This window comes from Myxococcus sp. AB025B (assembly GCF_006518215.1).
Lineage (GTDB): Bacteria > Myxococcota > Myxococcia > Myxococcales > Myxococcaceae > Myxococcus > Myxococcus fulvus.
Genome location: NZ_SRLW01000149.1, coordinates 1 through 23,883 on the forward strand (window position 1 = coordinate 1; position 23,883 = coordinate 23,883).

Below are 23,883 nucleotides of genomic sequence, written 5' to 3' on the forward strand. Positions count from 1 at the left end.
GATTTCCGCTCCCACGGTCCGCCCGGGGGGGGGGCGGGGCGTCCGAAGCCGCCGCTAGAGTCGGAGGTGATGGCCTGCTCCGACCGCATCCTCCTCGTGGTCCTCGCTCCGGTGCTCATGCTCCTCGGGGGATGTGCCGCATCCACGCAGGTTGGAATGCCAGCGGCCGGGATGACGCACGCGCGGGGGCCCTGGGCCGAGGTGCCCGCCGTGGAGATGCCCACGGGCGACAACTCCATTCCGATAAGCCTCCTGCGGGATGTGGCGGAGGCCTTGCTGAAGCTTCCTGGCGCGAAGGCGTGTGACCCCGCGACACGGCGCCCCATCCAAGGTCTGTCCACGGAGTATTGCTCGACCGTGTATGTGGCGGGTGGGCGTGACTCCTTGTCCTGGCGAGTGGCCTCTCCCGTCCGGGGCAGTCACGAAGCCTGCAGGCCCTTCTTCGAGGTGGCGGATGAGGACTTTGCACCGTCAGAGGTTTGGGTCGTCGGGTACGTGCACAACCATCCCTGCGCGGCGCTCCCTTCCTCGCAGGACCTTGGAGTGTGGCCGACGGATGCGTTCAAGCCATTCGTCGCGATGGCCGAGGTGCGATTGATTCCTGGCAACCCGGCTCCAGCGCTCTTCAAGGGCGCGGCCATCGAGATGGCCTCCGCATTGGTGGCGGAGCAGCCAGATGGGACACGCTTCATTCTGCGCTACTTTCCCACGGGCGAGGTGCAGCAGTGGAGCGAAGCCCGAGCGCGTTGGGTCACCCTGGGCACGTGCTCGCCGATTCGTCCGCGTCCGCCCTTCAAGAGCGTGATGCCTCAGTGTAGTGCTGGTGGCTTGCGGTTAATCGAGGAGTAGGTGCGGGACATGCGCAAGGCACGAATGCTGGCGGGATGGGTCATGGCTCTCCAGGGGTGTGTGACGCCCGCATCGACCTGGAAGGGTGAAGTGGTGTGGCCCGACGAGGACTCCTCCGTCACGCTCGTCGAGCCCACGGAAGCTGGGGCCGTGCTCGCCGGGGCGGGGGCCATTCGGCAGGTCGTGAAGACCCCTCCCGTTCCGAACCTGTTCACGGGGTGCTCGAGTCCGGAGCAGGGGTTGGATGTCTCCGTCTTCTCAGGGGCGACGCCTGGTCTGTACTTCGTGGTGGTGGAGCAGGGCTTCCACCGCTGCGGTGGGCCGAGTGGCCGCGTCCTCGATTGGTGGGAGGTCTACGCGGTGACCGCGCAGGGCGAAGTGGTCGCGAAGGCTCCAGTTCCCGCAAGCGAGCCTCCTCCTCCGATGCCCGCCCCTACGACAGAGGACCCTGCTCCCCCTTCGCCGGCGGTGCCAGAGCCTCCCGCCGCGAATCCTCCTGCGACAAACCCTTCGTGATGCAGGCGCCCCCGTCGAGGCCCCACGGCTCGTCGACCCAGGGTGCGGGAGGGCGCCCTTCAGCCCCGCAGGGACGCCACGAGCGCAGCCCAGTCCGTGCTCGCCGGAAGCCGTCCCTCGGCGTGCTCCGGGCGGCCACCACCCCGACCTCCCGCGGCCTCCGCCGCCCGCTTGAGGAACGCGCCGCAGCCGAACGTGGACGCACTGCCCCGCGCGATGAGCACGGCCAACCCGTCGGGCCCACGGCCCGCGAGGAACACCACCGTCTCCGGCCGGGACGTGAGCCTCGCCGCCACGGCGCGCAGCTGCTCCGGCCCCGCGCCGTCGAGCACCGCCACCACCTGCTTGTCCGCCGACGCCTCCAGCGCCTGCGCCAGCTCGACAGCCGTCTGCTCCGCCAGCCGCGCTCGCGCCGCGCCCAACGCCTCGCGAGCCTCGGTCAACTCACGCCGCAGCTTCTCCACCACCGTGGGCACCTCGGCCGGTCCACACGTGAACGCCCGGCTCATCGCGCGCAGCACCCCCGCCTCCTCCCACAGCTCACGCCGCGCGCGTGGCCCCGCCGAGAAGAGCACCCGCCCCTTGCCCTTGTAGCGCTCCACGCCCAGCACCCGCACCATCCCCACCTGCCCCGTGCGCGTGCAGTGCGTCCCGCCACACGGCGACACATCGAAGTCCCCCACCTGGATGACGCGGATGTTGTCCGTCACCTTGGGCGCACGCCGCAGCGGCAGCGCCGCCAGCTCCTCCGGCGTGGGGAAGAAGGCCCGGATGGGCAGGTCCGCGTCGATGATGGCGTTGACGTGCGCCTCCGCCTTCGCCACGAGCTGCTCGTCCAGCGTGTCCTGGTCCGTGTCGATGGTGCACGTCGCCCCCAATCGCGACGACACCGTGGCCGCGCCCGCGATGTCCAGGAGCGCCCGCGACAACATGTGCTGCCCCGTGTGCAGCGACATGTGCACGCGCCGCCGCTCCCCATCGACCACGCCCTCCAGCGCCTCGCCGGGCGCGGGCAGCACGCCCTCCACCAGATGATGCACCACCCCCGCGTCGTCCACCTGCACGTCGCGCACGGGCAGCCAACCGAGCACGCCCTGGTCCCCCATCTGCCCACCCGCCTCCGGATAGAAGGCCGTGCGGTCCAGCACCACCGAGGGCGCGCCATTCCACGCGCCATGGCCCACCACCCGCGCGGTGAATCGATGGAGGAAGGGGTCCGCGTAATAGAGGCGCTCGGTCGTCATGGTGCGCGGGAAATAACACGGCGCTGAAACTCCCGCGCCGCTCGCGTCACTCCTTGCGTGCGAGGGCATCGCCCCTCGTGACGCCAGGCCTCCGGGCAGGACGCCGGGCGTGCCGCACCCATCCCACTCCAGAGGTCCACCATGAAGCTCCGCGCTCCCGCCCTCCTGGCGGCCGCCGTCGTGTTCTCTTCGCTCAACCCCGCCCTCGCCGGTGACGAGCCCACCCCCGACTGCGACAAGCAGCCCAAGACCGCCCGCGCCCAGCCCAAGCTCATCTCCGCCACCCCTCGCTCGGAGGCCCCCGCGCTGGGGCCCCGCGACGCCCAGGTGACGGTGGAGGTGTGGAGCGACTTCCAGTGTCCCTTCTGCCAGCGCGGCGCGTCCACCGTCGAGGGGCTGCGCGAGCGCTACGGCGACAAGATCCGCATCGTCTTCCGCCACATGCCGCTGCCCCGCCACGAGAACGCGAGGCTCGCCGCCGCCGCCGCCATGGCCGCCCACGAGCAGGGCAGGTTCTGGCAGATGCACGACGTGCTCTTCGACAACCAGGGCGCCCTGGACCGCGCCTCGCTGGAGAAGTACGCGAAGGCACTCGGGCTGGACCTCGCGAGCTTCAAGCGCGCGCTCGACACCAAGGCCTGGGACAACTACGTGGAGGCCGACCGCCTGGAGGCCCAGCGCCGCGGCATCGTCGGCACGCCCACCTTCTTCATCAACGGCACCGGCGTGACGGGCGCGCAGTCGCTCGACACCTTCGCCACGCACATCGACGCCGCGCTCAAGCGCTGAAACAACCTCAGGCCGGGTCCCACTCGACGAGCAGCTGCCGTGGGCCCCGGTGCAGGAAGTTGGGCAGGTAGCGGACGGCCTCTCCCGGCGCCAGTCGCAGCCCGGGCAGCCGCTTCAACAGCAGCTCCATCGCCAGTCGCACCTCCATCCGCGCCAGCGGCGCGCCGATGCAATAGTGGATGCCCATCCCGAACCCCAGGTGCTTGCCCACGTCCGGACGACGCAGCACGCCCTCGCCGGGCGCGTGAAACACCGTCTCGTCCCGGTTCCCCGACGCATAGAGCACCAGCAGCCGCGCGCCCTCGGGCACCTCCACGCCGCCCAGCGTCACCCGGCGGCGCGTGGTGCGCATCATCCCCTGCACCGGCGCGTCCAGCCGCAGCGTCTCTTCAATCGCCCGGGGGATGCGGCCCGGCTCCTCCCGCAGCTCGCGCAGCCGCTCCGGCGCGCGCAGCACCCACACGAGCAGGTTGCCCAGCAGGTTCGCTGTCGTCTCGTGCCCGGCGAAGTGCAGCATGGAGATGAGGCTGATGAGCTCCACGTCGCTCAGCGGCGGTGTGTCCTCGTACCGCGCCTCGATGAGGGCGCTGATGAGGTCATCGGTGGGCGCGCGTCGCCGCGCGGCGATGTGCTCCGCCAGGTACTTCTGGATGGAGACGAGCCCCCTGGCGCACTCCACCTGCCGCTCCACGGGCGCGTTGCCCGCGGACATCACCACCAGGTCCTCCGTCCACTGCTTCAGCCGCGTCACGTCCGAGTCCGGCAGCCCCATGATGGCGCCGACCACGCGCGCGGGCAGCGGGTAGCCCAGCCGCTCCACCAGGTCCGCCTTCCCCTCGTGGGCGAAGCCGTCCAGCAGCTCCGTCGCGATCGCGGACACCCGCGCCTCCATCGCGCTCAGCCGATGCGGCGCCAGGGCCTTGTTGACGATGACCCGCATGCGCGTGTGGTTGGGCGGGTCGTCGTCCACCAGCGCGGGGACCTGGGGGTAGCCCTCCGCCAGCACCGCGAGCACCTCCGGCGCGGGCGGCACGGGGTTGCGGAAGGCGTTGGCCGACAGGAAGTCGTCCGGGTTGAGCACCACCGCCTTGATGTCCTCGTAGCGGGAGACGACCCACAGGTGCAGCTGTTCGCTGAAGTGGACGGGAGACTCGTGGCGCAGGCGCTCGTAGAGCGGATACGGGTCCTCCACGTAGCGAGGCTCGAAGCGACTGGAGAAGGCGGGCGGCGAGGAGGACATGGCGCTCTCGAGGGACAGTCGCGTGCGGGCTCAGGCCGTGTCCGGATGCGACTTCGGCGGGGTGGGGACTCCGCCTGACAGTCCGGGCAGGTGCATGGCGAGCGGAGGGATGCGTGGGAGGCGGACGGTGAAGCGCGTGCCCGTCTGGGGCGAGGTCTCCACGTCGATGCGTCCCTGGTGCGAGGTGATGATGCCGTGCACCACGGCCAGCCCCATGCCCGTGCCTTCACCGGCGGGCTTGGTGGTGAAGAAGGGCTGGAACAGCCGCGCGCGCACCTCGGGCGTCATGCCGTGCCCGGAGTCCTGGACGCACAGGACGGCCTCGTCGGCCTCCATGCGCGTCGTCAGCAGGATGCGCCCACCCGAGGGCATCGCCTGCGCGGCGTTCATCAGGAGGTTGACGACCACCTGCGCCAGCTGCCCCGGACGTCCGAGCAGGCGCGGCAAGTCGCCCAGCGTCACCTCCACCTCGCAGCGCGACTGCACCTGCGTGCGGGTGATGCGCAGCGCGACGGCGATCTCCTCGTTGAGGTCGTACTCCTCCAGCGCGCCCGGGTCTCCCCTCGCGAAGCGCCGCAGGTCCGCGACGATGGCCACGACCCGCCGGATGCCATCCGCGGTGGCGGGCAGCACGTCGTCCACGTACTCCTGCAGCTCCGGCGGCAGGTTCTTGCACGCGCGCAGGTCCATGAGCAGCGCGTTCACGTTGCTCTTCACGTAGCTCATGGGGTTGTTGATTTCGTGCGCCACGCCCGCGGCCAGCATGCCCAGGCTGGACAGCCGCTCCTGCTCACGGGCGCGCCGGTGGGCCATCTCCAGCTGCTCGTGGGCCAGGGCCAGCTCGTCGTGCTGGCGCGCCAGCTCGCGCAGCGTCGAGTGCGTGAGGAAGACGCGGCCCTCGGAGATGGCGTAGGTGAGCACCGACAGCAGCACGAAGCTGGCGGCCAGCTCGGGCGCGGCCCCGTCCGCCAGCGCCGCGCCGGCCACCAGCATCAGCATCAACGCCAGCCGGCGCCGGGCGCCCGAGTCCGCGAAGTGGTCCACCCACAGCGCGTTGAGCGGCAGGTACAGCCACACCGGCAGCGCCCAGTCGCTCACCACCCCGTAGACCACGGTGCCCACCATGTTCAGGGTGAAGCGCGTGGCCTCGGCGGCCCGGGTGTGCCGCGAGAAGAACCCCCGCGCGAGCACCACGTTGGCCCCCGTCACCCCCGCGAAGGCCACCGTCACGACGAGGGCCTCGTGCCAGCGTCCCCAGAGGCTGACGATGAGCAGACCGTGGATGAGGAGGCACGCCAGCAGGGTGAAGCGCTTGAGGCGGCTGTTCACCCAGTCCGCGTCGACCTCCGGGGCCATCACGCCTCGCCCAGCCCCGGTCGAGCACTCGGCGCGCTCTGGGCGCGCATGGGCAGCTCCAGGCGCAGCCGCTGCGGCCCGCCCACCTCCGCCACGAAGGACAGCCGCCCACCGAAGCGCTCCAGCAGGCCCCCCACCACCTTCAGGCTGTCGTCGGCCAGCAGGCCCGCGAAGCGCTCGATGATGGACACGGCCTGCTCGGCGGGGAACGACGGGTCCGCCACCTGGACCTTCAGGACGAGCGCGGCGTCCGTGGGGCTCACCTCCGCGCTGACACCCTGGGGCGCGGCGCGGAACGGGGCGTAGAGCTGGGCCATCGTCTCGCGGTGGCGCAGCAGGCCCGACAGGTACGTCACCAGCTCCGCGTCATCCCAGGGCTTGCTGATGAACCGGCAGATTTCGCCCTCGTTCACCGACGCCACCACCGACTTGAAGTCGGCGTAGCCGGAGATGATGAGCCGCAGCGCCAGCGGGTGGCTGCGCTTGATGCGCTGGAGCAGCTCGCTGCCCGTCATCCCCGGCATCCGGAAGTCCGTCAGGACGATGTCCGGGCTGAAGGTCTTCAGCCGCTCGAGCGCCTCTTCTCCGTTGAACGCGAGCTGGACGTCGAAACCCTCGCGCCGCAGCAGCCGCCTCAAGGCGTGCGCCACCTGCGGCTCGTCGTCCACCACCAGCACCTTGTATGCTTCCATGACGCCTTGGCTCCTCTGTCGCGACACTCTAGTACGCAGTCCCGGAGAAAGTGTCAGGACCTGAATACTGGGTCACACCTGCACCTGCTACAGAGTGGGAGTCCCTGAAATGGATGTGAGCGGTGTGTGGAGGAGGGGCGGGGCGCTGCTCGTGTTCGCGGTGGTGTTGACGTCCTGCGTCCAACGGGAGGAGCCCGGGCTGGAGCGGGTGCGCAGGGCAGGCGAGCTTCGCTGGGGCGCGGACGCGCAGGGCGGCGAGCCGTACGCCATGGAGGACCCGGACGTGCCCGGGCACATGCGCGGCTTCGAGGTGGAGCTGGCGGACGCGCTGGCGCGGGAATTGGGCGTGCGCGCGCGCTTCGTGCAGAACGACTGGTCCAGCCTCATCCCCTCCCTGGAGCGGGGCTCGTTCGACGTGGCGCTCAACGGCATTGAAGTCACCCCGGCGCGCAGCGGACGCATCCTCTTCACCCGGCCGTACTTCATCTTCCAGCTGCGGCTCCTGGCCCGGCGGCAGGACGACAGCGTCACGGGGCTTTCGTCCTTGCGTGGCAGGAGGGTGGGGACGCTCGCCAACTCGCAGGCGTGGGACCTGCTCCAGCGCGAGGGCATCCAGGCGGTGCCGTACGAAGGCGTGGAGGAGCCCTACATCGACCTGGAGCAGGGGCGGGTGGACGCGGTGCTGATGGACGACCTCATCGCCCAGCGCTACGGCCAGCCGAGGCCCGGCCTGCGCGTGGTGGGCGACGTGGGCGAGGGCTACTACGCCATCGCGGTGCGGCCCGGGGACGAGGATTTGCGCGCGGCGCTGGACGTGGCGCTCGGGCACGTGGCGCGCTCGGGGGAGCTGCGGCGCATCTTCGCCCGGTGGAACATCGACAGCGCCCAGCAGCAGAAGATGGTGGAGTGGACCGACGCGCAGACGCGCGAGGTGCTGTCGCAGACGCGCACGGCGAAGCTCGGCTGGGCCCAGGGCCTGATGTTCCTCCAGGCGGCGCTGGTGACGCTGGTGGTGTCCGTGGGCGCCATGGCGCTCGCGGTGCCGCTGGGCGTGGGACTGGCGCTGGTGCGCCTGTACGGGCCCCGGTGGCTGTCGGGGCTGGCGTCCTTCTACGTGGAGGTGTTCCGTGGAACCCCGGTGCTGTTGCAACTCTATGTCCTGTACTACGGGCTCGCGGGTGTGCTGCGGCTGGACGCGCTGAGCGCGGCGGTGCTGGGGCTGGGGCTGAACTACGCGGCCTACGAGGCGGAGGTGTACCGGGCGGGGGTGCTGGCGGTGCCCCGGGGGCAGATGGAGGCGGCGCTGGCGCTGGGCATGTCCACGCCGCTGGCGCTGCGCCGGGTGGTGTTCCCGCAGGCCTTCCGGGTGGCGCTGCCGAGCGTCACCAACGACTTCATCGCGCTGCTCAAGGACAGTTCGCTGGTGTCCGTCATCTCCGTCGTGGAGCTCACCAAGCGGATGACGATTACCGCGGTGGATGTTCGCAGTTGGTTGTTGCCCGGGGCGCTGTGCGCGGCGCTCTACCTGGCGATGAGCTACCCTCTGTCCCTCCTGGCGAGGCGGTTGGAAGCGAGGTTGGCGCGCGGATGATTGAAGTGAAGGACCTGTGCAAGCGGTACGAGGGGCGCATGGTGCTGGACGGCATCAGCGCGGCCTTCGCGCCGGGTGAGGTGGTGGCGCTGGTGGGCCCCTCGGGCGGCGGCAAGAGCACCCTCTTGCGGTGCCTGAACGGGCTGGAGCCCTTCGACGCGGGCACCATCCGGGTGGGGGACGACGTGCTCGGCCCTGGTGCGTCGCGAGCGAGCGGCGCCGCCGTCTCCAACATCCGCCGCCGCGTGGGCTTCGTCTTCCAGCAGTGGCACCTGTTCGCGCACCGCACCGCGCTGGGCAACGTCACCGAGGCGCCCCGGCACGTGCGGGGCCTGGACGCGAGGAGCGCCACGGAGCTGGGGCGCGCGCTGCTCGCGAAGGTCGGCCTGTCCCACCGCGAGGGCGCCTACCCGTCCGAGCTGTCCGGCGGTGAGCAGCAGCGGGTGGCCATCGCCCGCGCGCTCGCGATGGAGCCCGAGGCGCTGCTCCTGGACGAGCCCACCAGCGCGTTGGACCCGGAGCGCGTGGGCGAGCTGGTGGCGCTGTTGTCGCGGCTTCGCGAGGACGGGCTCACGCTGGTGGCGGTGACGCACGAGATGCGCTTCGCGCGCGAGCTGGCCTCGCGCGTCCTGGTGCTGCACGGCGGACGCATCCTGGAGGAGGGCCCTCCCGCGCAGGTGCTGGAGCGGCCCCGACATGAGCGCACCCGGACCTTCCTGGGGCTGGCGCGGGAGCAGCCCGCCCCGGAACCGGAGGTGTCCACGCTGGAGGCGGGCAGAAGCGGCGTCGTCACGCTGTTCCCCGCCGCGACCGCGAGGGAATGAGATGCGCTCGGACGTGCAGCTGACGGAGGTGGGGCGGGGCGAGGGGCCGAGGGTGCTCCTGCTGCCCGGCCTGGGGGCGAGAGGCTCCGGCTTCCGCGCGCTCGCCCAGGCGCTGTCACCCCTCTGTCGTCCCGTCCTCGTCGAGTATCCCGAAGGCGCGCACGCGGCCGTGGGCGCGGGGGCGCTCGCGCGACAGGTGGCGCACGCGGCGGGCCCGGTGGACGCGGTGGTGGCCAGCTCCTTCGGTGGGATGGTGGCCGCGCACCTGGCGGCGGCGGGCGTCGCTCGCGGCGTGGCCTTCCTGGGCGCCTTCACGCGCACCACCCACCTGGGGGCGCGCGGCTTGCTCATCGGGATGATGGGCCCCATCGCCGTGTGGGCGCGGCCTGGCGTGGTCGCCGCGGGGCTGGCCGCGTGGAAGCCGGTCCCCTTCGCGCAGGTGGCGGAGGTGGTCCCCACGACGGTGCTGGAGCGCGGCACCACGTGGCATCGCGCGCTCGCCATCCAACGCGAGGCCCACCCGCCCGAGCTGCGACGGCTGGACGTCTCCTGCCTCTGCATCCAGGGGGACAGGGACGTGCTGGTGCCCCCCTCCACCGTGGAGCGACTGCTGCAATCGCTTCCGCCAGGGACGCCGCACCACCTGCTGAAGGGGGCGGGGCATGTGCCGTACTTCACCCACCCGGAGGCCTGCGCGGAACTCCTGGCGCCGTGGCTCTCGAGGTTGACGTCCACCCCGAAGGTATCGGCGGCGTGAGTCGGGCGGTGGGCCCCGGGAGGCGTCGTGAAAGGGAGTGTACCTGGCGGCGGTGTGCCGCTAGCGTGCGGCCCGAATGCGGAAGCGCTTCACGGGTTGGTTCGTCGTCCTCGTCGTGTTCTCCACCGGGCTCTCCTGGGCTGCTCCCTCCGGACCGGAGGCGGGCCCTCGGCCCGAGGCCGTGCTCGCGCCGCCAGCATCGCCACCTGCCGCGGCGGCTCCCGCGGCCGAGCGTCCGCGCTCCGTGCTGCTGCTCGGCGACAGCCTCATCGCCACGGGCTTCGGGGACTACCTGCTCGCCCGGCTGGAGGCGCATCCGACGATTCGCGCGTCGCGCCGCGCCCGCTCCTCCACGGGGCTGGCCCGTCCGGACTTCTTCGACTGGATGGCCGTGGGCGAGGAGGAGGTGAAGCGCCACCAGCCGGACGTGGTGGTGGTCATCCTCGGTGGCAATGATGGCCAGTCCCTGCTGGAGCGCGACGGCAAGAAGCCCGTCCACTGGGGCAAGCCCGAGTGGGAGGCCGCGTACCGTCAGCGCATCGAGTCCTTCGCGAGCGTGCTCGCCGCGCCGGGACGGAAGATCATCTGGCTGGAGCTGCCCGCGACGGGACTCAAGCGCTTCGAGCAGAAGCTGGCCCTCATCCGGGGCCTCCAGCGCGAGGTCATCGGCTCCCGCGTGGACGCGCGCTACGTCGACACGCGCCCGTACTTCACGGACGCCAGGGGCAAGGCCCTGCTCCAGGCGCGCGTCGAGGGCTTCAGGAAGCCGATGAAGCTGCGCATGAGCGACGGCGTGCACTTCACCATCGCGGGCGGCCGGTACTTCGCGAGCAAGGTGTACCCCGAGGTGCTCGACGCGCTGGGCCTGCTCCAGGGGTAGCGCGCCGAGCCCACGTCAGTGCGAGTGGTGTGACGAGCCGGACTCTCCGGAGATGGAGGAGCCGCCGCCGGGCATCAGCCGGCGCACCGCGCGCAGGAGCAGCTGCTCGTCGCGGGGATTGGCGAGGAAGCCCCGCGCGCCGAGCTTCCGCGCGCGCTCGAAGCCCTCGTCGTCCGACGTGCCGTGGACGATGAGCGCGCCCTCGATGTGGACCTCGCCGGCCAACAGTCCCTCCATGGCCTGCAGGGGCGCGAGCACCAGGTCGTTGGCGCTGGTGTGGAGGACCTCCAGTGGGGTCGCGACCCGGGCCTGGAAGCCGCTGCGCGCCAGCTGCCGCGAGATGAGCACGGCGGTGACGGGAGGCCAGCCGTAGAGCAGCAGGTGCCCACCGGGGGCGGGCGCGGGCGTGGCGGCGGGCTCGGCGGGCTCCTCGAAGCCGTACAGCTCGGAGAGCGCGCGGGTGATGGCGGAATCCGAGGCCACGTAGGCCTCGACGCGCGGCTTGCCGGTGACGGCGCGCACGGCGTCCACGGCCTCCAGCGACACGGGGGCGGGCAGGGCGATGTGGAGCACCTCGCGCTCGCCCTGCTCCATGGGCACCAGCTCCACCCGCAGGGGCACCGCGCGGTACTGCCGGGCAATGCGCGCGGGCAGCAGGTCCGCCATGCCGCGCACCGGAGGTTGCAGGTCCAGGTCCACCGCGCCCACGCCGAGCTGTGCCGACAGGCCGCGCAGCACGTCCGCCTCGGTGCACACGCCCTCGCGCACCAGCGCGCGTCCCAGGGGGACCTGCGTCTCGTGGTGGTGGACCAGCCCCACCCGGAGCTGGGCGCGGTTGAGCACCCCCATCTCCAGGAGGATTTCTCCGAGCGGACGCCTGGTGCTGGATTCCATGGAGAGGAATCTTCACGCGCGGCCGCGCTTCGCGAGGGACGGGCGCACGTCCGCCCGCCCGGCTGCTCGGCCTTCAGCCTCGCTGGGAGAACACGCGCTCCCAGGCCTCCTCCTGGAAGCCCACCAGCACCGCCGAGGGTGTGACGAGCACCGGCCGCTTCACCAGCTTGCCATCGGCGGCGAGCCAGGCCCGCACGTCCGCCTCGCTCGCCGCGTCCACCTTCGCCTTGCCGAGCGCCCGGTAGCTCAGGCCGCTGGTGTTGAGCCACTTGCGCACGGGCAGGCCGCTCTTCGCAATCCACGCGTCCAGCTCGGCGAGGGTGGGGGGCTCGTCCACGATGGGGCGCACGCGGGGGGAGAGGCCCTTCGCCTCCAGCCACTTCAGCGCCTTCTTGCAGGTGGAACAGCCCGAATAGGAGAGCACGAGGAGGTCGTTCGCCATGGCGCGGGCTTCTATCAGCCCGGGCGCGGTTTGCGGCGCGCCTCGACGCCGTGCTAGCGCGCGGAGCCATGCACCTGTCTGCCTCCGAGTCCGTGAAGCGCCTCTTGTGGGCCGTGGTCCTGGGGTTGTCCTTCGCCGCGTGTTCCTCCACGCCCGAGAAGCCCGGCGTGGTGCCCGGCGGTGAGGACGGAGGGACTCCGGGTGGCGGTGACGGAGGGCCCGTCATCGTGGTCCCTGAAGACGGCGGCACCGTGGTGACGGGGACCCTGGCGGGCACGCTCACCGAGGCGGGCTCTCCCTACCGCGTCGTCGGGGACGCAGAGGGCGTCGTCACCATCCCCAAGGGCCAGGTGCTCACGGTGGAGCCGGGCGTCATCCTCGACTTCAAGGGGCGCCCCGACGTCACGCAAGCCGACGTGGACCCCGGCGCGGCCGACAGCGTGATGAACCACCACGAGGGGCGCGTGGAGGTGCGTGTGTACGGCGGCATCCAGGTGCGCGGCACGGCGGACAAGCCCGTGCTCCTCACCTCCACCAACCCCCACGGCTGGTGGGGGATGAACTTCTTCGGCGACGGCTCGGTGGGCGACGGCGACCCCGTCTTCGAGCACATGGTCTTCGAGAAGGTGAAGAAGAACGACTACAACGGCAACCGCGACCGGACGCGCGGCGCGCTGTGGGCCTACTACCCGGGGCCGGTGACGATTCGCCACGCGGTGTTCCGCGACAACGAGGTGTCCGCCAAGTGCGGCGCGTTGGATTTGATGTTCACCGTGGGCTCGCGCGTGGAGGACTCCCTCTTCGAGAACAACCGCACCCGGGACGTGGACCGCTTCGCGCAGGACGGCACGTCCTCCATGGCGGGCGGCGGGGCGATGTGCGTGACGCACGGGCGTGACTCGGTGGTGCGCGGCAACACCTTCCGCGACAACGTCCTGGAGGCCTACCGGGGCGCCACCGACAGCTCGCTCGCGCAGCGTCCGCTGCTCGCGTGGCCCAACGCGCAGGGCATCTACGACCTGGGCGGCGGCGGGGCGCTGCACTACTTCCAGCCGAACAATGACCTGGTGGAGGGCAACGTCTTCGTGGGGAACACCGTGACGCGCGGTCCGGCGGCGGCCATCTACCTGGAGGACGTGGGCACGCGCGGGCTCACCCTGCGCGGCAACCAGTTCGTCGGCAACCGCGCGGGCGCGGGCGCGGTGGTGGTGTGCAACCGCGGCAGCGGCGGCGTGGAGCTGGTGGTGACGGACGACAACGTCTTCAGCGACAACCAGGTGGACGGCCGCGCGGCGACGAACGTGTCGGGCGACTGCACCACGGCGACGAAGTAGCGCTACTGCGGCGGCTCGGTGCCGGTGAGCGCCTTCACCACGCGGCGCGCGGCGCGGCCCAGCCTCACGCCCGCGCGGTGGTGGAGCTTGGGGAGGAAGGCGTGCGTGGAGCCGCTCGCGGGCTTGAGCAGCTTGAGCTCTCCGCGCCGCAGCTCCTTCGACGCGAGGTGCTCGGGCAGCCACCCGTAGCCCAGGCCCTCCAGGATGGCCGCCTTCTTCGCCGCGAAGTCGTTGAGGTGCACCGTGGAGCGCAGCTCCAGCGACACCGTGCTCAGCTGCAGCCGGGGGTCCGAGCCACGCACCGTGAGCAGCAGGTGCTCGGACAGCTCTTCTTCACTGATGACGCCTCGACGCCGCCGCGCCAGCGGATGGGCGCGGTGGGCCACGAGCATCGCCTCCAGTTCCGGCAACGCGTAGCTCTTCAGCCCCGGCAGCGCGGGCGGCAGCACCGACACCATGAGGTCCGCGTCGTCCCGCGTGAAGGCCGCCTCCACGCCCGCGAGGAACTCCGACGACACATGGAAGCGCGTGCCCGCTCCCTCCGCCCTCAGCGCCTTCACGACGCGTAGCAGTGGCTCGGCCGGGAAGACGCCGTCGAAGACGATTCGCAACGTGGGCTCCCACCCCGCGCGTATCTCCGCACACGTCGCCTCCAGGTCGCGCTCCACTGCCAATAACTTGCGGCAGTGCTCCAGCACCCGCTCGCCCGCGGCCGTCAGCCGGGTGCGGTAGCCCCGCCGGTCCAACAGCTCCAGCTCCGTCTGTCCCTCGAGCGTCCGCAGTGTATAGAGCACCGCCGTGTGCCCTTTTCCGAGCGCCTGGGCCGCCGCCGCGAAGGTGCCGTGTCGTGCCAGTGCGTCCAGCGCCCGGGCCTGTTCGAGGGTGACGTTCATGCCCCGCATTGTGCACATCCCTGACAGTCATCGCTGACCCACCGTCACAACTGTAATCCTGACGCAACGCGGCTTACTTGTGAGATGCGGCTTGTTCTAGATTCAACGCTCCACTCGACGGAGGGGTTTATGACGGGAAGGCTGAGTTGGGCCCTGGCGGCAGCGGTTGCACTGGGTTCGGCGGGCGCGAGCGCGCAGGAAGTCGCGACGTACAGTGCGCCGACAGGTTTGGAAGTCACCGTCGGACTCGGGTTCCAGGCAGGCGTGGGGTACGTCTACAAGAATGGTCTGCGGCTGAATCAGACCATCGGTGATGTGAAGCTCAGCGACGCGGCCAACGGCGCGGTGCCCGTGGTGGCGGAGGTGGGCTACCGGGTGACGCCGAACTGGTTCATCGGCGCCTACGGCAGCTACACGCACATCTTGACCAAGGAGAATCCGTACTCCTGCTTCGAGGGTTGGGAGTGCGCCGCCTCGCAGCTTCGCTTCGGTCCGCAGGTCCAGTATCACTTCTCGCCCACGGCCTCGTTCGACCCGTTCGTCGGACTGGGCTTCGGCATGGTCATCCTGCGCAACGAGAACTCCGGCCCCACGCAGGTGCAGGGACCGCAGGGCCCGCTCGCGGCGAACCTGAAGCTGAAGAGCAGCACGCGGGGCCCCGAGTTCGCCAACGTCACGGTGGGTGGCAAGTGGCGCTTGGGTCACTCCCTGTCGTTCGGCCCGTTCCTGACGGCGACCGTCGGGCGCTACACCACGCGCTCGGGCGACACCACGGTGACGTTGCCCTCGCCGCTGCCCACCACCACGTCGCCGCTCGGCTACGCGGACGACGGCCCGTACGGGTCGGTCATGCTGGGTGTCCGAGGCAGCTGGAACATCTGAGCTTGTGAAGTGGGGGGCACGCGTCGGCGCGCCCCCGCAAGGACGCGGAGTGCACAACGCTCCGCGTCGCACCTTTCGGACAGGAGGTGCGGAGTCCTTTGCGAGATGCGCCAGGGCCTTCCCCCGCGCCAGAGTACGGGGCGGAACCTTCATCTCGAGAGGAGTCGCCCATGGTTCGGAAGTGGTGGTGTGGCGCAGGTGCGGTCGCGAGCGCGGTGGCCATCCTGGGAGCACCGCTGGCGAGTGCCCAGGCCCTGAACGCACCCGTCTGGCAACGACAGCTCGGAAGCACCGCGGATGAGCAGGCGCTGGCCGTGGCCTCGGTCGGTGACGCCGTCTATGTCGCGGGGCACACCGGCGGGCAGTTCGGCGAAGGGCCGGCGGCGGGCGGGCAGGACGTGTTCGTCGTGAAGCAGGGCACGGACGGCAAGGTGCACTGGGTGCGTCAGGTGGGCACGGCGATGAATGACCGGGCGCTCGCGGTGACGGCGGACGCGGCGGGCAACGTCTATGTCGCCGGCTACACCTGGGGCAGCTTCCTGCCGTACGTGAACAAGGGCGGCACGGACTTCTTCGTGCTGAAGCTCAGCGCGTCGGGCGTGCTCCAGTGGGTATGGCAGGACGGCACGCAGACGGATGACTTCGCCACGGGCCTGGCCGTCACGCGCACGTCGGGACAGGACGGCCTCTTCCTCGCGGGCTATTCGCTGGGCCGCATCGACGGCACGCCGACGCCGGGCAACTACGACGTGGTGGTGGCGAAGCTCGACACCGGCGGCAATCCGTACTGGATGCGCCAGTTCGGCAGCTCGCGCGGCGACGTGGCCCTGGGCGTGGCGGTGAGCTCGCGCGAGGAGATCTATCTGGCCGGCTACACGCAGGGCAGCCTCGACGGCGTCACGTCCACGAACAACACGGTGGACCTGTTCCTGGCGAAGTACGACGTGGCGGGGAACCAGGCGTGGGTGCGGCAGCTCGGCTCGAACAGTGACGACTACGCCACGGGGGTCGCCGTGGATGCGTCCGGCGCGGCCTACGTCTCCGGCTACACCTTCGGCGCGCTCGACGGGAATGTCCGCGTGGGCACCTACGACGCCGTGCTGGTGAAGTACGACGAGGCGGGCGTCAAGCAGTGGACGCGGCAGCTGGGCACCACCACGACGGACTACGCACAGGGCGTGGCGGTGGGAGCTGACGGTCGCGTGCACCTGGTGGGGCACACGTCGGGCGCGCTGGACGGCAACGTCGTGCTGGGTGGCAGCGACGTGTTCGTCAGCTCGTACGACACCGCGGGCAAGCCCCTGGGCACGCGGCAGGTGGGCTCGAGCGCCTCCGACCGGGGCCAGGCGGTGACGGTGGGCGCCGACGGCGGCGTGTACGTCGTGGGCTACTCCTGGGGCAGCCTGCCCGGGAACGTCAACGCGGGCGGCTTCGACGCCACCGTGTTCCGCTTCTAGCCCCATCCGCTCACCCCCCGCCAGGTGAGCGCTCGGTGCGGGCTGCCTCCCACCCTGTCCCCGTGCGGGGTGGGAAGCAGGTTGTCCCTGATGGGCGCGAGGGGGGCGTTGTACGTTTCTCTCGCGAGGTGAGGAAGGAGCGGGTGATGGCGGACGACGCGGCCGAGCAGACGGCGCGCTACAAGCGCGAGGCGGCGGAGGCGGCGGTGGAGCGCTTCTTCCGTGCGGGCATGCGGGTGGGCCTGGGCACGGGCAGCACCGCGGCCTTCGTGGTGCGCGCGCTGGCGGCGCGGCGAGAGCGCGGGCTGCTGCTCGATGTGCTCGGCGTCCCCACCTCGCTCGCCACCGAGGCACTCGCGCGGGAGCTGCGGGTGCCGCTCACCACGCTGGACGCGCAGCCGGTGCTGGACGTCACCATTGACGGCGCGGACGAGGTCGCTCCTGAGCTGTCCGTCATCAAGGGCGGCGGCGGGGCGCTGCTGCGCGAGAAGATTGTCGCGCAGGCCAGCCGCCGCGTCGTCATCGTCGCGGACGTGGCGAAGCTGTCACCGAGGCTCGGCACGCACTGGCCCGTGCCGGTGGAGGTGCTGCCCTTCGGCTGGCGCTCGCAGTGGCTGTTCCTGGAGTCGCTCGGCGCGCGCGTGACACCGCGCACTCGCGCGGATGGCAGTCCCTTCCACACGGACCAGGGCAACCTCGTGCTCGACTGCGCCTTGGGTCCCATCGACACGCCCGCGTCACTCGCCGCGCGCCTGGACTCGCGCGCGGGCATCGTGGGGCACGGCCTGTTCCTCAACCTCGTCACGGACCTCGTCGTCGCGGGCCCCTCGGGCGTCGAGCACCGCGTGCCTCCAGGTTGAGTCAATCCCTGTCACCCACGCGCGGCGTGCTCGTCCGCTCGGAGCACGAGCCACCCGGCGCGCCGCGTGTGGGTGGTCAGGTGTCGCGTGGGTCCACTCCCACTCCATGCGCGCAGGCTTTGCGCGTGTGGAGCGCGATGTGGACGTAGGCCACTGTCGGGCGAGCGGGAGTGTTTCTCGCGGGCTTGGAAGAGCGTGGAGCGCGGCCCTCACTGAACTCACCAAAAAGTCCGGAGGACGCGACAGGGCGCGCGGTTAGACTCCGCTGCGTTCCGGCGCTTCAAGAGGGGGTTTCCAGGGGCTGCTGGCTCAGAGGGTGCCTTTCGTATGCGAATCATCCGTTACTGCCTCCCCGCGGCGCTGTTGTTGGTGACCGCCTCCTGCTCAGGCAACTCATCCGGCGGAGACCCTCCAGAGGTCACGGAGGCAGCCCCCGCGCGCGTGCGCCGCATCACCCGCGCCGAGTACGACAACAGCGTCTACTCCATCGTGAAGAACCCCACGCCGGTGCCCATGGCGCAGCTGTTCGCGCCCGAGGACACGCTGTTGGGGTTCACCACGCATGACCGGTTGCAGGTCACGCCGCTGCTCGCGGACCAGCTCGACAGCGCGGCGGAGCGCAACTGGGGGCCCGTCGCCGCCAACAACCTGGCCAGCGAGTACGAGTGCGCCGCGGGGAAGGACGAGGAGGACTGCGCCCGCGCGTTCATCCGCGCGCTGGGAGCCCGCGCCTTCCGGCGCCCCGTGGTGGCCGAGGAGGAGACGGACCTGCTCGAGCTGTGGAAGGCGGTCCGCAAGGACACGAGCCCCAAGGCCGCGGCCGAGTACGTCATCCAGGCCGTGCTGACGTCGGCGTCCTTCCTGTACCGCACGGAGCTGGGTGAGTCCGGCGCGCCCGCCAATCAAGTCGTGTGGCTGACGCAGCAGGAGATCGCCTCCGCGATTTCGTTCGCCATCACCGGCTCTCCGCCGGACGTGGAGCTGACGGCCGCCGCCGCCGCGGGCGTGCTCAAGTCCGCGGACGTGCGCGAGTCGCACGCGCGGCGCCTGCTGAAGACGAAGCAGTCCCAGCAGTACCTGCAGCGCTTCATCATCGAGTGGCTGGGCCTGTCCGGCCTGGAGAGCCTCAACAAGAACAACCAGGTGTTCCCGGACTTCAGCGCGGCGTTCAAGGACTCCAGCCGCACGGAGACCTTGACGTTCATCAACCACGTGCTCGCCAACGAGGAGGCCTCCATCAAGGAGCTGCTCGGCGCCGACTACACGTTCGCGGACGGGCGCATGTCGCTGTTCTATGGCACGACGCTGACGCCGGATGGCACCACGGGCCGCGTGCCGCTGCCAGCCAACCGCGTGGGCATCCTCACGCACGCCAGCGTGCTGACGACGTACGCGCTGTTCGACTCGAGCTCGCCCATCCGCCGCGGCAAGTTCGTCCTCACGCGCCTTTTGTGCCGCGAGGTGCCGCCGCCGCCGCCGTCCATCATCATCATCCCGCCCGCGGTGGACCCCACCGCCACGACGCGTGCCCGCTTCGCCGCGCACACCAACAACCCGGCCTGCGCGGGCTGCCACCGCGACCTGGACCCCATCGGCTTCGGCATGGAGGACTACGACGGCCTGGGCAAGTACCGCACGGAGGAGAACGGCCTGCCGGTGGACGCCAGCGGCTCGGTCGTCACGGAGGACGGGACGCACCCGTTCACCGGCGGCGCCGCGCTCGCGCGCTTCCTGTCGGAGAGCCCGGACGTGGCCAACTGCGTGCCGCTGCAGCTGTTCCGCTACGTCATGGGCCGCGACGAGGACACCGTCGATGCCAGGACGCTGGAGGACATGCGCAGGAGCTTCCGCGCGGACCCGAAGCTGAAGCTGGGCGACGCGCTCGTGGCGCTCGTCCGCTCCCCCTATTTCGTCCACCGGCGCACCACTTCCCCCGAGTAGCCACCATGCTCCGCAATCTCTCCCGACGCTCCCTGCTCCAGGCCCTGGCGGGCTCGACGGCGGCGCTGCCCCTGGCCAACCTGCTCGGCACCACGGACGCGTACGCCCAGGCCACCACGCCGCCTTTGCGCTTCATCGCCATCTTCACCGCCCACGGGTGCCTTCCGGAGTACTGGAACCCGCAGGGTGGGGAGACGGACTTCACGCTCGACTTCCCCAACTCCATGCTGCAGCCGCTCCAGGCCCACCGCTCCAAGCTGCTGGTGCTGGACGGCCTGGACTACCAGGTGCTCTACGAGCACGGCCTGACGGGCCACGAGGGCGGTCCGCTCACGTTCCTCACCGGCAGCAAGGTCAACACCGCCAGCGGTGACGACCTGCCGGAGAACGCCTCGCTGGACCAGGTGCTGGCGGCGCAGATTGGGGGCGCCACGCGCTTCCGTTCCATCCAGCTCAACGCCTGGGAGCAGTTCGGCGGCCAGCACGTCTACAACAGCATCAGCTTCACGCCGAACGGGGGCCGCGTGCCCTTCGAGCGAGACCCGGCGGGCGTCTACCAGCGCCTGTTCGGCAACGCGCCGTCGCCCTCGCAGGACCCGGGCGAGGCGGCGCAGAACACCGCGCGTCGCAAGAGCCTCCTGGACTACCTCATCAAGGACGCCACCCGGTTGAGCAAGCGGCTGGCGGGCGCGGAGAAGCAGAAGCTGGAGACGCACCTGGAGTCGCTGCGCGACATCGAGCGACGGCTGGGCACGCTGAGCACCACGCCCACGCCGGCGCAGCAGGAGCCGCTGCCGGCGGAGGCCGCGTGCAGCGGCGGCACGGCGCCCCCGGCGTTCGACCTGGGCCAGCTCGGCAACCTCGACAACATGCCGACGCTGACCAGGCTGCACCTGGACCTCATCGTCCGGGCCTTCGCGTGTGACCTGACGCGCGTGGCGACGCTGACGATTCCCGGCCCGTCGATGCCCTGGCTCGGCATCCACGAGGACACGCACAACGACCTGGCGCACCGCCTGGACGTGACGGACGAGCCCTTGCGCTCGGACATCCGCGGGAAGATGGTGAAGGTGCAGCGCTGGTACGCCGAGCAGGTGGCGTACCTGATGAACGGCCTGGCCTCCGTGCAGGAGGGCAGCGGCACGGCGCTGGACAACACGCTCATCCTCTGGGGCAACGAGCTGGGGGATGCGTCCGGGCACATGAACGTGCGCGTGCCCACGGTGCTCGCGGGCGGCGCGGGCGGGAAGTTCCGCATGGGCCGCTTCCTGCGGCTGCGTCCGGCGGGCTCCAACCCGCTGAACAACTGGGGCGGGCCGGGCACGCCGCTGCCGGGCGCCGTCGCGCACAACAAGCTGCTGGTGTCCATCGCCCAGGCCTTCGGGGTGAACGTGAACACCTTCGGCCATCAGGACTTCAAGGGGCCCCTTTCCGGGCTGACCTGACGGTCCCTCCTCGCGGCGGGAAGCACCACCCCGCCGCGAGGCTCTTTCCGGGGGCGAGCGTGCCGCCTCGGTGCGCGAGTCGCGGCCTCCTTCGCCCGGGCGCATGCCTCCGCTGCTTCAACCGGGGCGAGTCACTCGCGCCGCTTCCGCGCGCGAGTCGCGGCCTCCTTCGTCCGAGCATGTGACTGCGCTGCTTCAGTCGGGGCGGGCCCCTTGCGCCGCTTCCGCGCGCGAGTCGCGGCCTCCTTCGTCCGAGCATGTGACTGCGCTGCTTCAGTCGGGGCGGGCCACTTGCGCCGCTTCCGCGCGCGAGTCGCGGCCTCCTTCCCCCGAGCGCATGACTCCGCCTCAGTCGGGGCGTGCCTCGCGCGCAGCCTCACCACGCCACCGCCGCAAGAGCTCGGACGCGCTCCCTCCGCGCTCCAGCCGCGCGTCCGTCACCTGTCCACCCGCGTCCACGCGCACCACGAACGTGAGCGTCGGCTCGCCGCGCAGGTGGTAGCGCAGGTCGGCGATGCGCACCTCGCGCCCGCCCTCCACCGGCACCACCGTCACCACGGGGAAGCGCGCCCACGCCAGCGCCTCGCGCACGGTGGGGATGTCCTTCAAATCTTCGGGAAGCACCTCCACCGGCGCCACCACCCGGCGGTCCTCGCGCGGCTCCCCGAAGAGCGACAGCTCCCCCGCCGCGAGCACGTCGCCCGGGAGCCGGGCCACGTACCGCCACGTGCGGAACGACAGCGGGGCAGGGAAGACGCGCACCGCCTGGGCCTCGGGATAGGCCCGGTCCACACGCCCCGTCAGCGCGCCCCACGACACCACCCGCGCGCCGACATACGCCATGGCGCACGCGAGCCCCACCAGCACCGCCTTGCGCCACACCGCCCGCCGCCGCCAGGCCACCACCGCGCCCACGACGAGCGGCAGCGTCACCCACGGGTCCACCACCACCGTCCAGTCCAGGCTCAGCCGCGCGTCCGAGAAGGGCAGCAGCACCCGGGTGCCCCAGCCCGTCCACAAATCCGGCAGCAGGTGCGCGAACACCACCGACACCAGGCTGGTGACCAGCACGGGCGTCCACCGCGCGCCCCGGAACACCGCCCGCGCCACCAGCGTGGCCCCCAGGGCGACGACGGGCGTGAAGAGCAGCGAGTGGGACAACCCCCGGTGCGCGTGCAGCGCCACTGTCACCGCGTCGCCCCGCGCCAGCAGCGTGTCCAGGTCCGGCAGCTCCGCGGCCAGCACGCTCGCCAGCAGCACCGCCCGGTCCGTGGGCGTCGACCGCTCCGGGGCGCTGGGACGCACGTCGGGGCGGCGCAGCGCGCCGATGGCCAGTCCGAGCAGCCCGTGGGTGAGGTTGTCCATGGCGCCTTGGGCCTCTAGCGCCTTTGTCCCTCCAAACACCAGCGGCGGGACGTGGAGTCGCCTCCGCCGCCCCGCCGCCAGTCACCTCACGCCTCGGGAGGGATTACCCGCCGAGCGCGCCGTTGATGAGCGGCGCGACGATGCCCATGCCCGGGTCCTCGGCGTTGTAGCCGTTGGGCGGCTCGTAGATGCGCACGCGCTGGTTGTTGTTCACGAAGCGCTGCAGGAACACGTCCATGCCCACGAACTCGCTGCGGCACGTCCACGACTGCCACGGCGCGGAGATGTACTCGTACCACTTCTTCTTCTCCATCTGCTGGCAGGCGTGCGAGCCGATGAAGGTGATGATGGTGCTGCAGTGGCTGGAGTTGATGGCGCGCTCGTGCGGGATGAAGTAGCTGAAGTTGTTGTACTTGCTCAGCTCCGTCACCAGCGCCGCCTCGTCCGTCTTCCAGTACGCGTGCACGGACTCCTTGTCGTTCGGCGTGTGGAAGCGCTCATAGGAGAAGCGCGAGTAGTTGTAGTCCCGCGTGTAGCCCGTGTACGCCAGCTGGTCGTTCGGGAACTCCGTGGCCACCATGCGGTTGATGGTGCCGAAGTCGTTCTGGCTGAACGACGCGGGCAGCAGCCCGAACACGGAGTTCAGGTTCCACGACTCGCGAATCTTGTCGTGCAGGGCGCGCGACTTGAAGTTGGCGTTGGGCGCCAGGAAGATGGGGCCGGAGTCGTTGAGCAGGTAGCCCCGCGCCGGGTTGATGATGCGACGCGCGAAGTAGTAGCCCGCCGACGTCGCCGTGCCGCCCGCGCTGTAGCCCGTCATCAGGAACTTCTGCACGTTGGGGAACTGCGTCTTCGCGTAGTTCGCCACCGCCAGCGTGTTGGCGTAGCCGTTGTGGTGCCACGTGAGCGGCGGGTTCGCGCCCGTCTGGTCCACGTACGTCTTCACGTTGTTGCCGATGTGCACGTCGCCGGTGCAGTACGGCACGTAGACGATGTTCCAGCCGTTCGTCACCAGGTTCGTCTTGCTGCGGCCCGGCAGGCCCGGGTCCGCGCCGTTGACGAGCGGCGAGACGTACTTCGCCGTGAACTGGGTGATGTAGTCGTCGGCGATGCCGTTGGGGTTCGCCGCGCCCAACAGGCCCGCGCGGCCGCTACAGGTGTCGTAGTCCCAGCACGCGCCGCCGCCCTCGAGCAGCATCAGCAGGTTGGGCGAGTTCGTCTTGTGGATGAAGAACTTGAACTGGGAGCCATTGCCACACTTCGTCCCAGGCAGCTCCACCTTCTGCCAGTTGTAGTTGTTGCCGCCATCCACCAGCACGCTGACGATGGATGAGACGATGACTTCCGAGCGGGCGGCGCTGGGGACCATCAGCGCGGCGACAGCGAGGCACGCCACGAGTACGCGCTTCATGCAGGCTCCTCCGGGTTTGGGGGGAAGTCCGGTCTATAGCCCACGTTGACACCCGAGTCAGTCTTGAATGTGTTGTTTCATGTTTCGAGCATCCGCCTGGTTTGTGATGCATTGCGGCATGACAAGCGTTGGTTGCCATGTGCGCGAGGTGCGCGGTATTCGGGCGTCATGTCCGACAAAGCGGGGTCGAAGCGGATGGGCTGGCTGGCGGGGCTCGCGGG

At 70.8% G+C, this 23,883-nt stretch carries 21 protein-coding genes; 12 read left to right on the plus strand and 9 right to left on the minus strand.

Translation table 11 applies throughout. The features are described 5' to 3' along the window. Positions 1–216 precede the first annotated feature (216 nt). Positions 217–849: a hypothetical protein gene (locus tag FL311_RS23820; RefSeq protein ID WP_228557027.1), complete on the plus strand. Its 633-nt coding sequence runs from the start codon at positions 217–219 to the stop codon at positions 847–849. Positions 850–1,424: 575 nt separating this feature from the next. On the opposite strand, the gene FL311_RS23825 is transcribed toward FL311_RS23820, so the two are convergent. Next, on the minus strand, positions 1,425–2,609 hold the full coding sequence (locus FL311_RS23825; RefSeq protein ID WP_141328220.1) for an alanyl-tRNA editing protein: 1,185 nt from the start codon (positions 2,607–2,609) through the stop codon (positions 1,425–1,427). Positions 2,610–2,750: 141 nt separating this feature from the next. Between FL311_RS23825 and FL311_RS23830 the strand changes: the two genes are divergently transcribed. Continuing rightward, the gene (locus FL311_RS23830; RefSeq protein WP_141328222.1) at positions 2,751–3,398 is read left to right on the plus strand and encodes a DsbA family protein; all 648 of its coding nucleotides are present in this window, start codon (positions 2,751–2,753) and stop codon (positions 3,396–3,398) included. 7 nt (positions 3,399–3,405) lie between these two features. On the opposite strand, the gene FL311_RS23835 is transcribed toward FL311_RS23830, so the two are convergent. The 3 genes from FL311_RS23835 to FL311_RS23845 are packed head-to-tail and all read right to left on the minus strand — an operon-like array spanning position 3,406 to position 6,686. After that, entirely contained in the window at positions 3,406–4,638 is a 1,233-nt protein-coding gene (locus FL311_RS23835) for a cytochrome P450 (protein ID WP_141328224.1), read from the minus strand. A 30-nt stretch (positions 4,639–4,668) separates the two neighbouring features. Next, the gene (locus FL311_RS23840; protein WP_141328226.1) at positions 4,669–5,994 is read right to left on the minus strand and encodes a sensor histidine kinase; all 1,326 of its coding nucleotides are present in this window, start codon (positions 5,992–5,994) and stop codon (positions 4,669–4,671) included. After that, complete coding sequence (locus FL311_RS23845) at positions 5,994–6,686, minus strand: response regulator (protein WP_141328228.1); 693 nt, start codon at positions 6,684–6,686, stop codon at positions 5,994–5,996. Before FL311_RS23845 ends, FL311_RS23840 begins: the two co-directional genes overlap by 1 nt. Before the next feature lie 109 nt (positions 6,687–6,795). On the opposite strand from FL311_RS23845, the gene FL311_RS23850 reads away from it, so the two are divergent. The 4 genes from FL311_RS23850 to FL311_RS23865 all read left to right on the plus strand — a co-directional run bounded on the left by FL311_RS23850 (position 6,796) and on the right by FL311_RS23865 (position 10,738). Beyond that, positions 6,796–8,277 carry an ABC transporter substrate-binding protein/permease gene (locus FL311_RS23850; protein ID WP_194869346.1) on the plus strand — a complete coding sequence of 494 codons (1,482 nt, stop codon included), beginning with the start codon at positions 6,796–6,798 and terminating at the stop codon, positions 8,275–8,277. Further along, the gene (locus tag FL311_RS23855; RefSeq protein ID WP_141328230.1) at positions 8,274–9,101 is read left to right on the plus strand and encodes an amino acid ABC transporter ATP-binding protein; all 828 of its coding nucleotides are present in this window, start codon (positions 8,274–8,276) and stop codon (positions 9,099–9,101) included. The genes FL311_RS23850 and FL311_RS23855 overlap by 4 nt, the downstream gene beginning before the upstream one ends. A 1-nt stretch (position 9,102) precedes the next feature. Continuing rightward, positions 9,103–9,858: an alpha/beta fold hydrolase gene (locus tag FL311_RS23860; RefSeq protein WP_141328232.1), complete on the plus strand. Its 756-nt coding sequence runs from the start codon at positions 9,103–9,105 to the stop codon at positions 9,856–9,858. 76 nt (positions 9,859–9,934) lie between these two features. Beyond that, positions 9,935–10,738: a DUF459 domain-containing protein gene (locus FL311_RS23865; RefSeq protein ID WP_141328234.1), complete on the plus strand. Its 804-nt coding sequence runs from the start codon at positions 9,935–9,937 to the stop codon at positions 10,736–10,738. 15 nt (positions 10,739–10,753) lie between these two features. Here FL311_RS23865 and FL311_RS23870 read toward each other — a convergent pair whose 3' ends face one another. Both FL311_RS23870 and FL311_RS23875 read right to left on the minus strand, forming a co-directional pair. After that, complete coding sequence (locus tag FL311_RS23870; protein WP_141328236.1) at positions 10,754–11,632, minus strand: general secretion pathway protein GspE; 879 nt, start codon at positions 11,630–11,632, stop codon at positions 10,754–10,756. Between the two features lie 73 nt (positions 11,633–11,705). Next, entirely contained in the window at positions 11,706–12,074 is a 369-nt protein-coding gene (locus FL311_RS23875; protein WP_141328238.1) for a Spx/MgsR family RNA polymerase-binding regulatory protein, read from the minus strand. A 68-nt stretch (positions 12,075–12,142) separates the two neighbouring features. On the opposite strand from FL311_RS23875, the gene FL311_RS23880 reads away from it, so the two are divergent. After that, positions 12,143–13,408 (plus strand): right-handed parallel beta-helix repeat-containing protein, encoded by a 1,266-nt coding sequence (locus FL311_RS23880; RefSeq protein ID WP_141328240.1) that lies wholly within the window; start codon positions 12,143–12,145, stop codon positions 13,406–13,408. A gap of 2 nt (positions 13,409–13,410) precedes the next feature. Here the strand turns inward: FL311_RS23880 and FL311_RS23885 are convergent, their stop codons facing one another. Beyond that, the gene (locus FL311_RS23885) at positions 13,411–14,301 is read right to left on the minus strand and encodes a LysR family transcriptional regulator (protein WP_228557026.1); all 891 of its coding nucleotides are present in this window, start codon (positions 14,299–14,301) and stop codon (positions 13,411–13,413) included. 129 nt (positions 14,302–14,430) lie between these two features. Here FL311_RS23885 and FL311_RS23890 point away from each other — a divergent pair, with 129 nt between their 5' ends. The 5 genes from FL311_RS23890 to FL311_RS23910 all read left to right on the plus strand — a co-directional run bounded on the left by FL311_RS23890 (position 14,431) and on the right by FL311_RS23910 (position 20,886). Then, the gene (locus FL311_RS23890) at positions 14,431–15,183 is read left to right on the plus strand and encodes an outer membrane beta-barrel protein (RefSeq protein WP_141328244.1); all 753 of its coding nucleotides are present in this window, start codon (positions 14,431–14,433) and stop codon (positions 15,181–15,183) included. Between the two features lie 170 nt (positions 15,184–15,353). Then, entirely contained in the window at positions 15,354–16,640 is a 1,287-nt protein-coding gene (locus FL311_RS23895; protein WP_141328246.1) for an SBBP repeat-containing protein, read from the plus strand. A 146-nt stretch (positions 16,641–16,786) separates the two neighbouring features. Beyond that, positions 16,787–17,500, plus strand: a complete 714-nt coding sequence (rpiA, locus tag FL311_RS23900; protein WP_141328248.1) for a ribose-5-phosphate isomerase RpiA — start codon at positions 16,787–16,789, stop codon at positions 17,498–17,500. A 327-nt stretch (positions 17,501–17,827) separates the two neighbouring features. After that, positions 17,828–19,441: a DUF1592 domain-containing protein gene (locus FL311_RS23905; RefSeq protein WP_141328250.1), complete on the plus strand. Its 1,614-nt coding sequence runs from the start codon at positions 17,828–17,830 to the stop codon at positions 19,439–19,441. A 5-nt stretch (positions 19,442–19,446) separates the two neighbouring features. Next, positions 19,447–20,886 carry a DUF1552 domain-containing protein gene (locus FL311_RS23910; RefSeq protein WP_141328252.1) on the plus strand — a complete coding sequence of 480 codons (1,440 nt, stop codon included), beginning with the start codon at positions 19,447–19,449 and terminating at the stop codon, positions 20,884–20,886. 348 nt (positions 20,887–21,234) lie between these two features. On the opposite strand, the gene FL311_RS23915 is transcribed toward FL311_RS23910, so the two are convergent. Beyond that, positions 21,235–22,251, minus strand: coding sequence for a metal-dependent hydrolase (locus FL311_RS23915; RefSeq protein ID WP_141328254.1), 1,017 nt, complete (start codon positions 22,249–22,251; stop codon positions 21,235–21,237). Between the two features lie 103 nt (positions 22,252–22,354). After that, complete coding sequence (locus FL311_RS23920) at positions 22,355–23,662, minus strand: pectin acetylesterase-family hydrolase (protein WP_141328256.1); 1,308 nt, start codon at positions 23,660–23,662, stop codon at positions 22,355–22,357. Between the last annotated feature and the right edge of the window lie 221 nt (positions 23,663–23,883).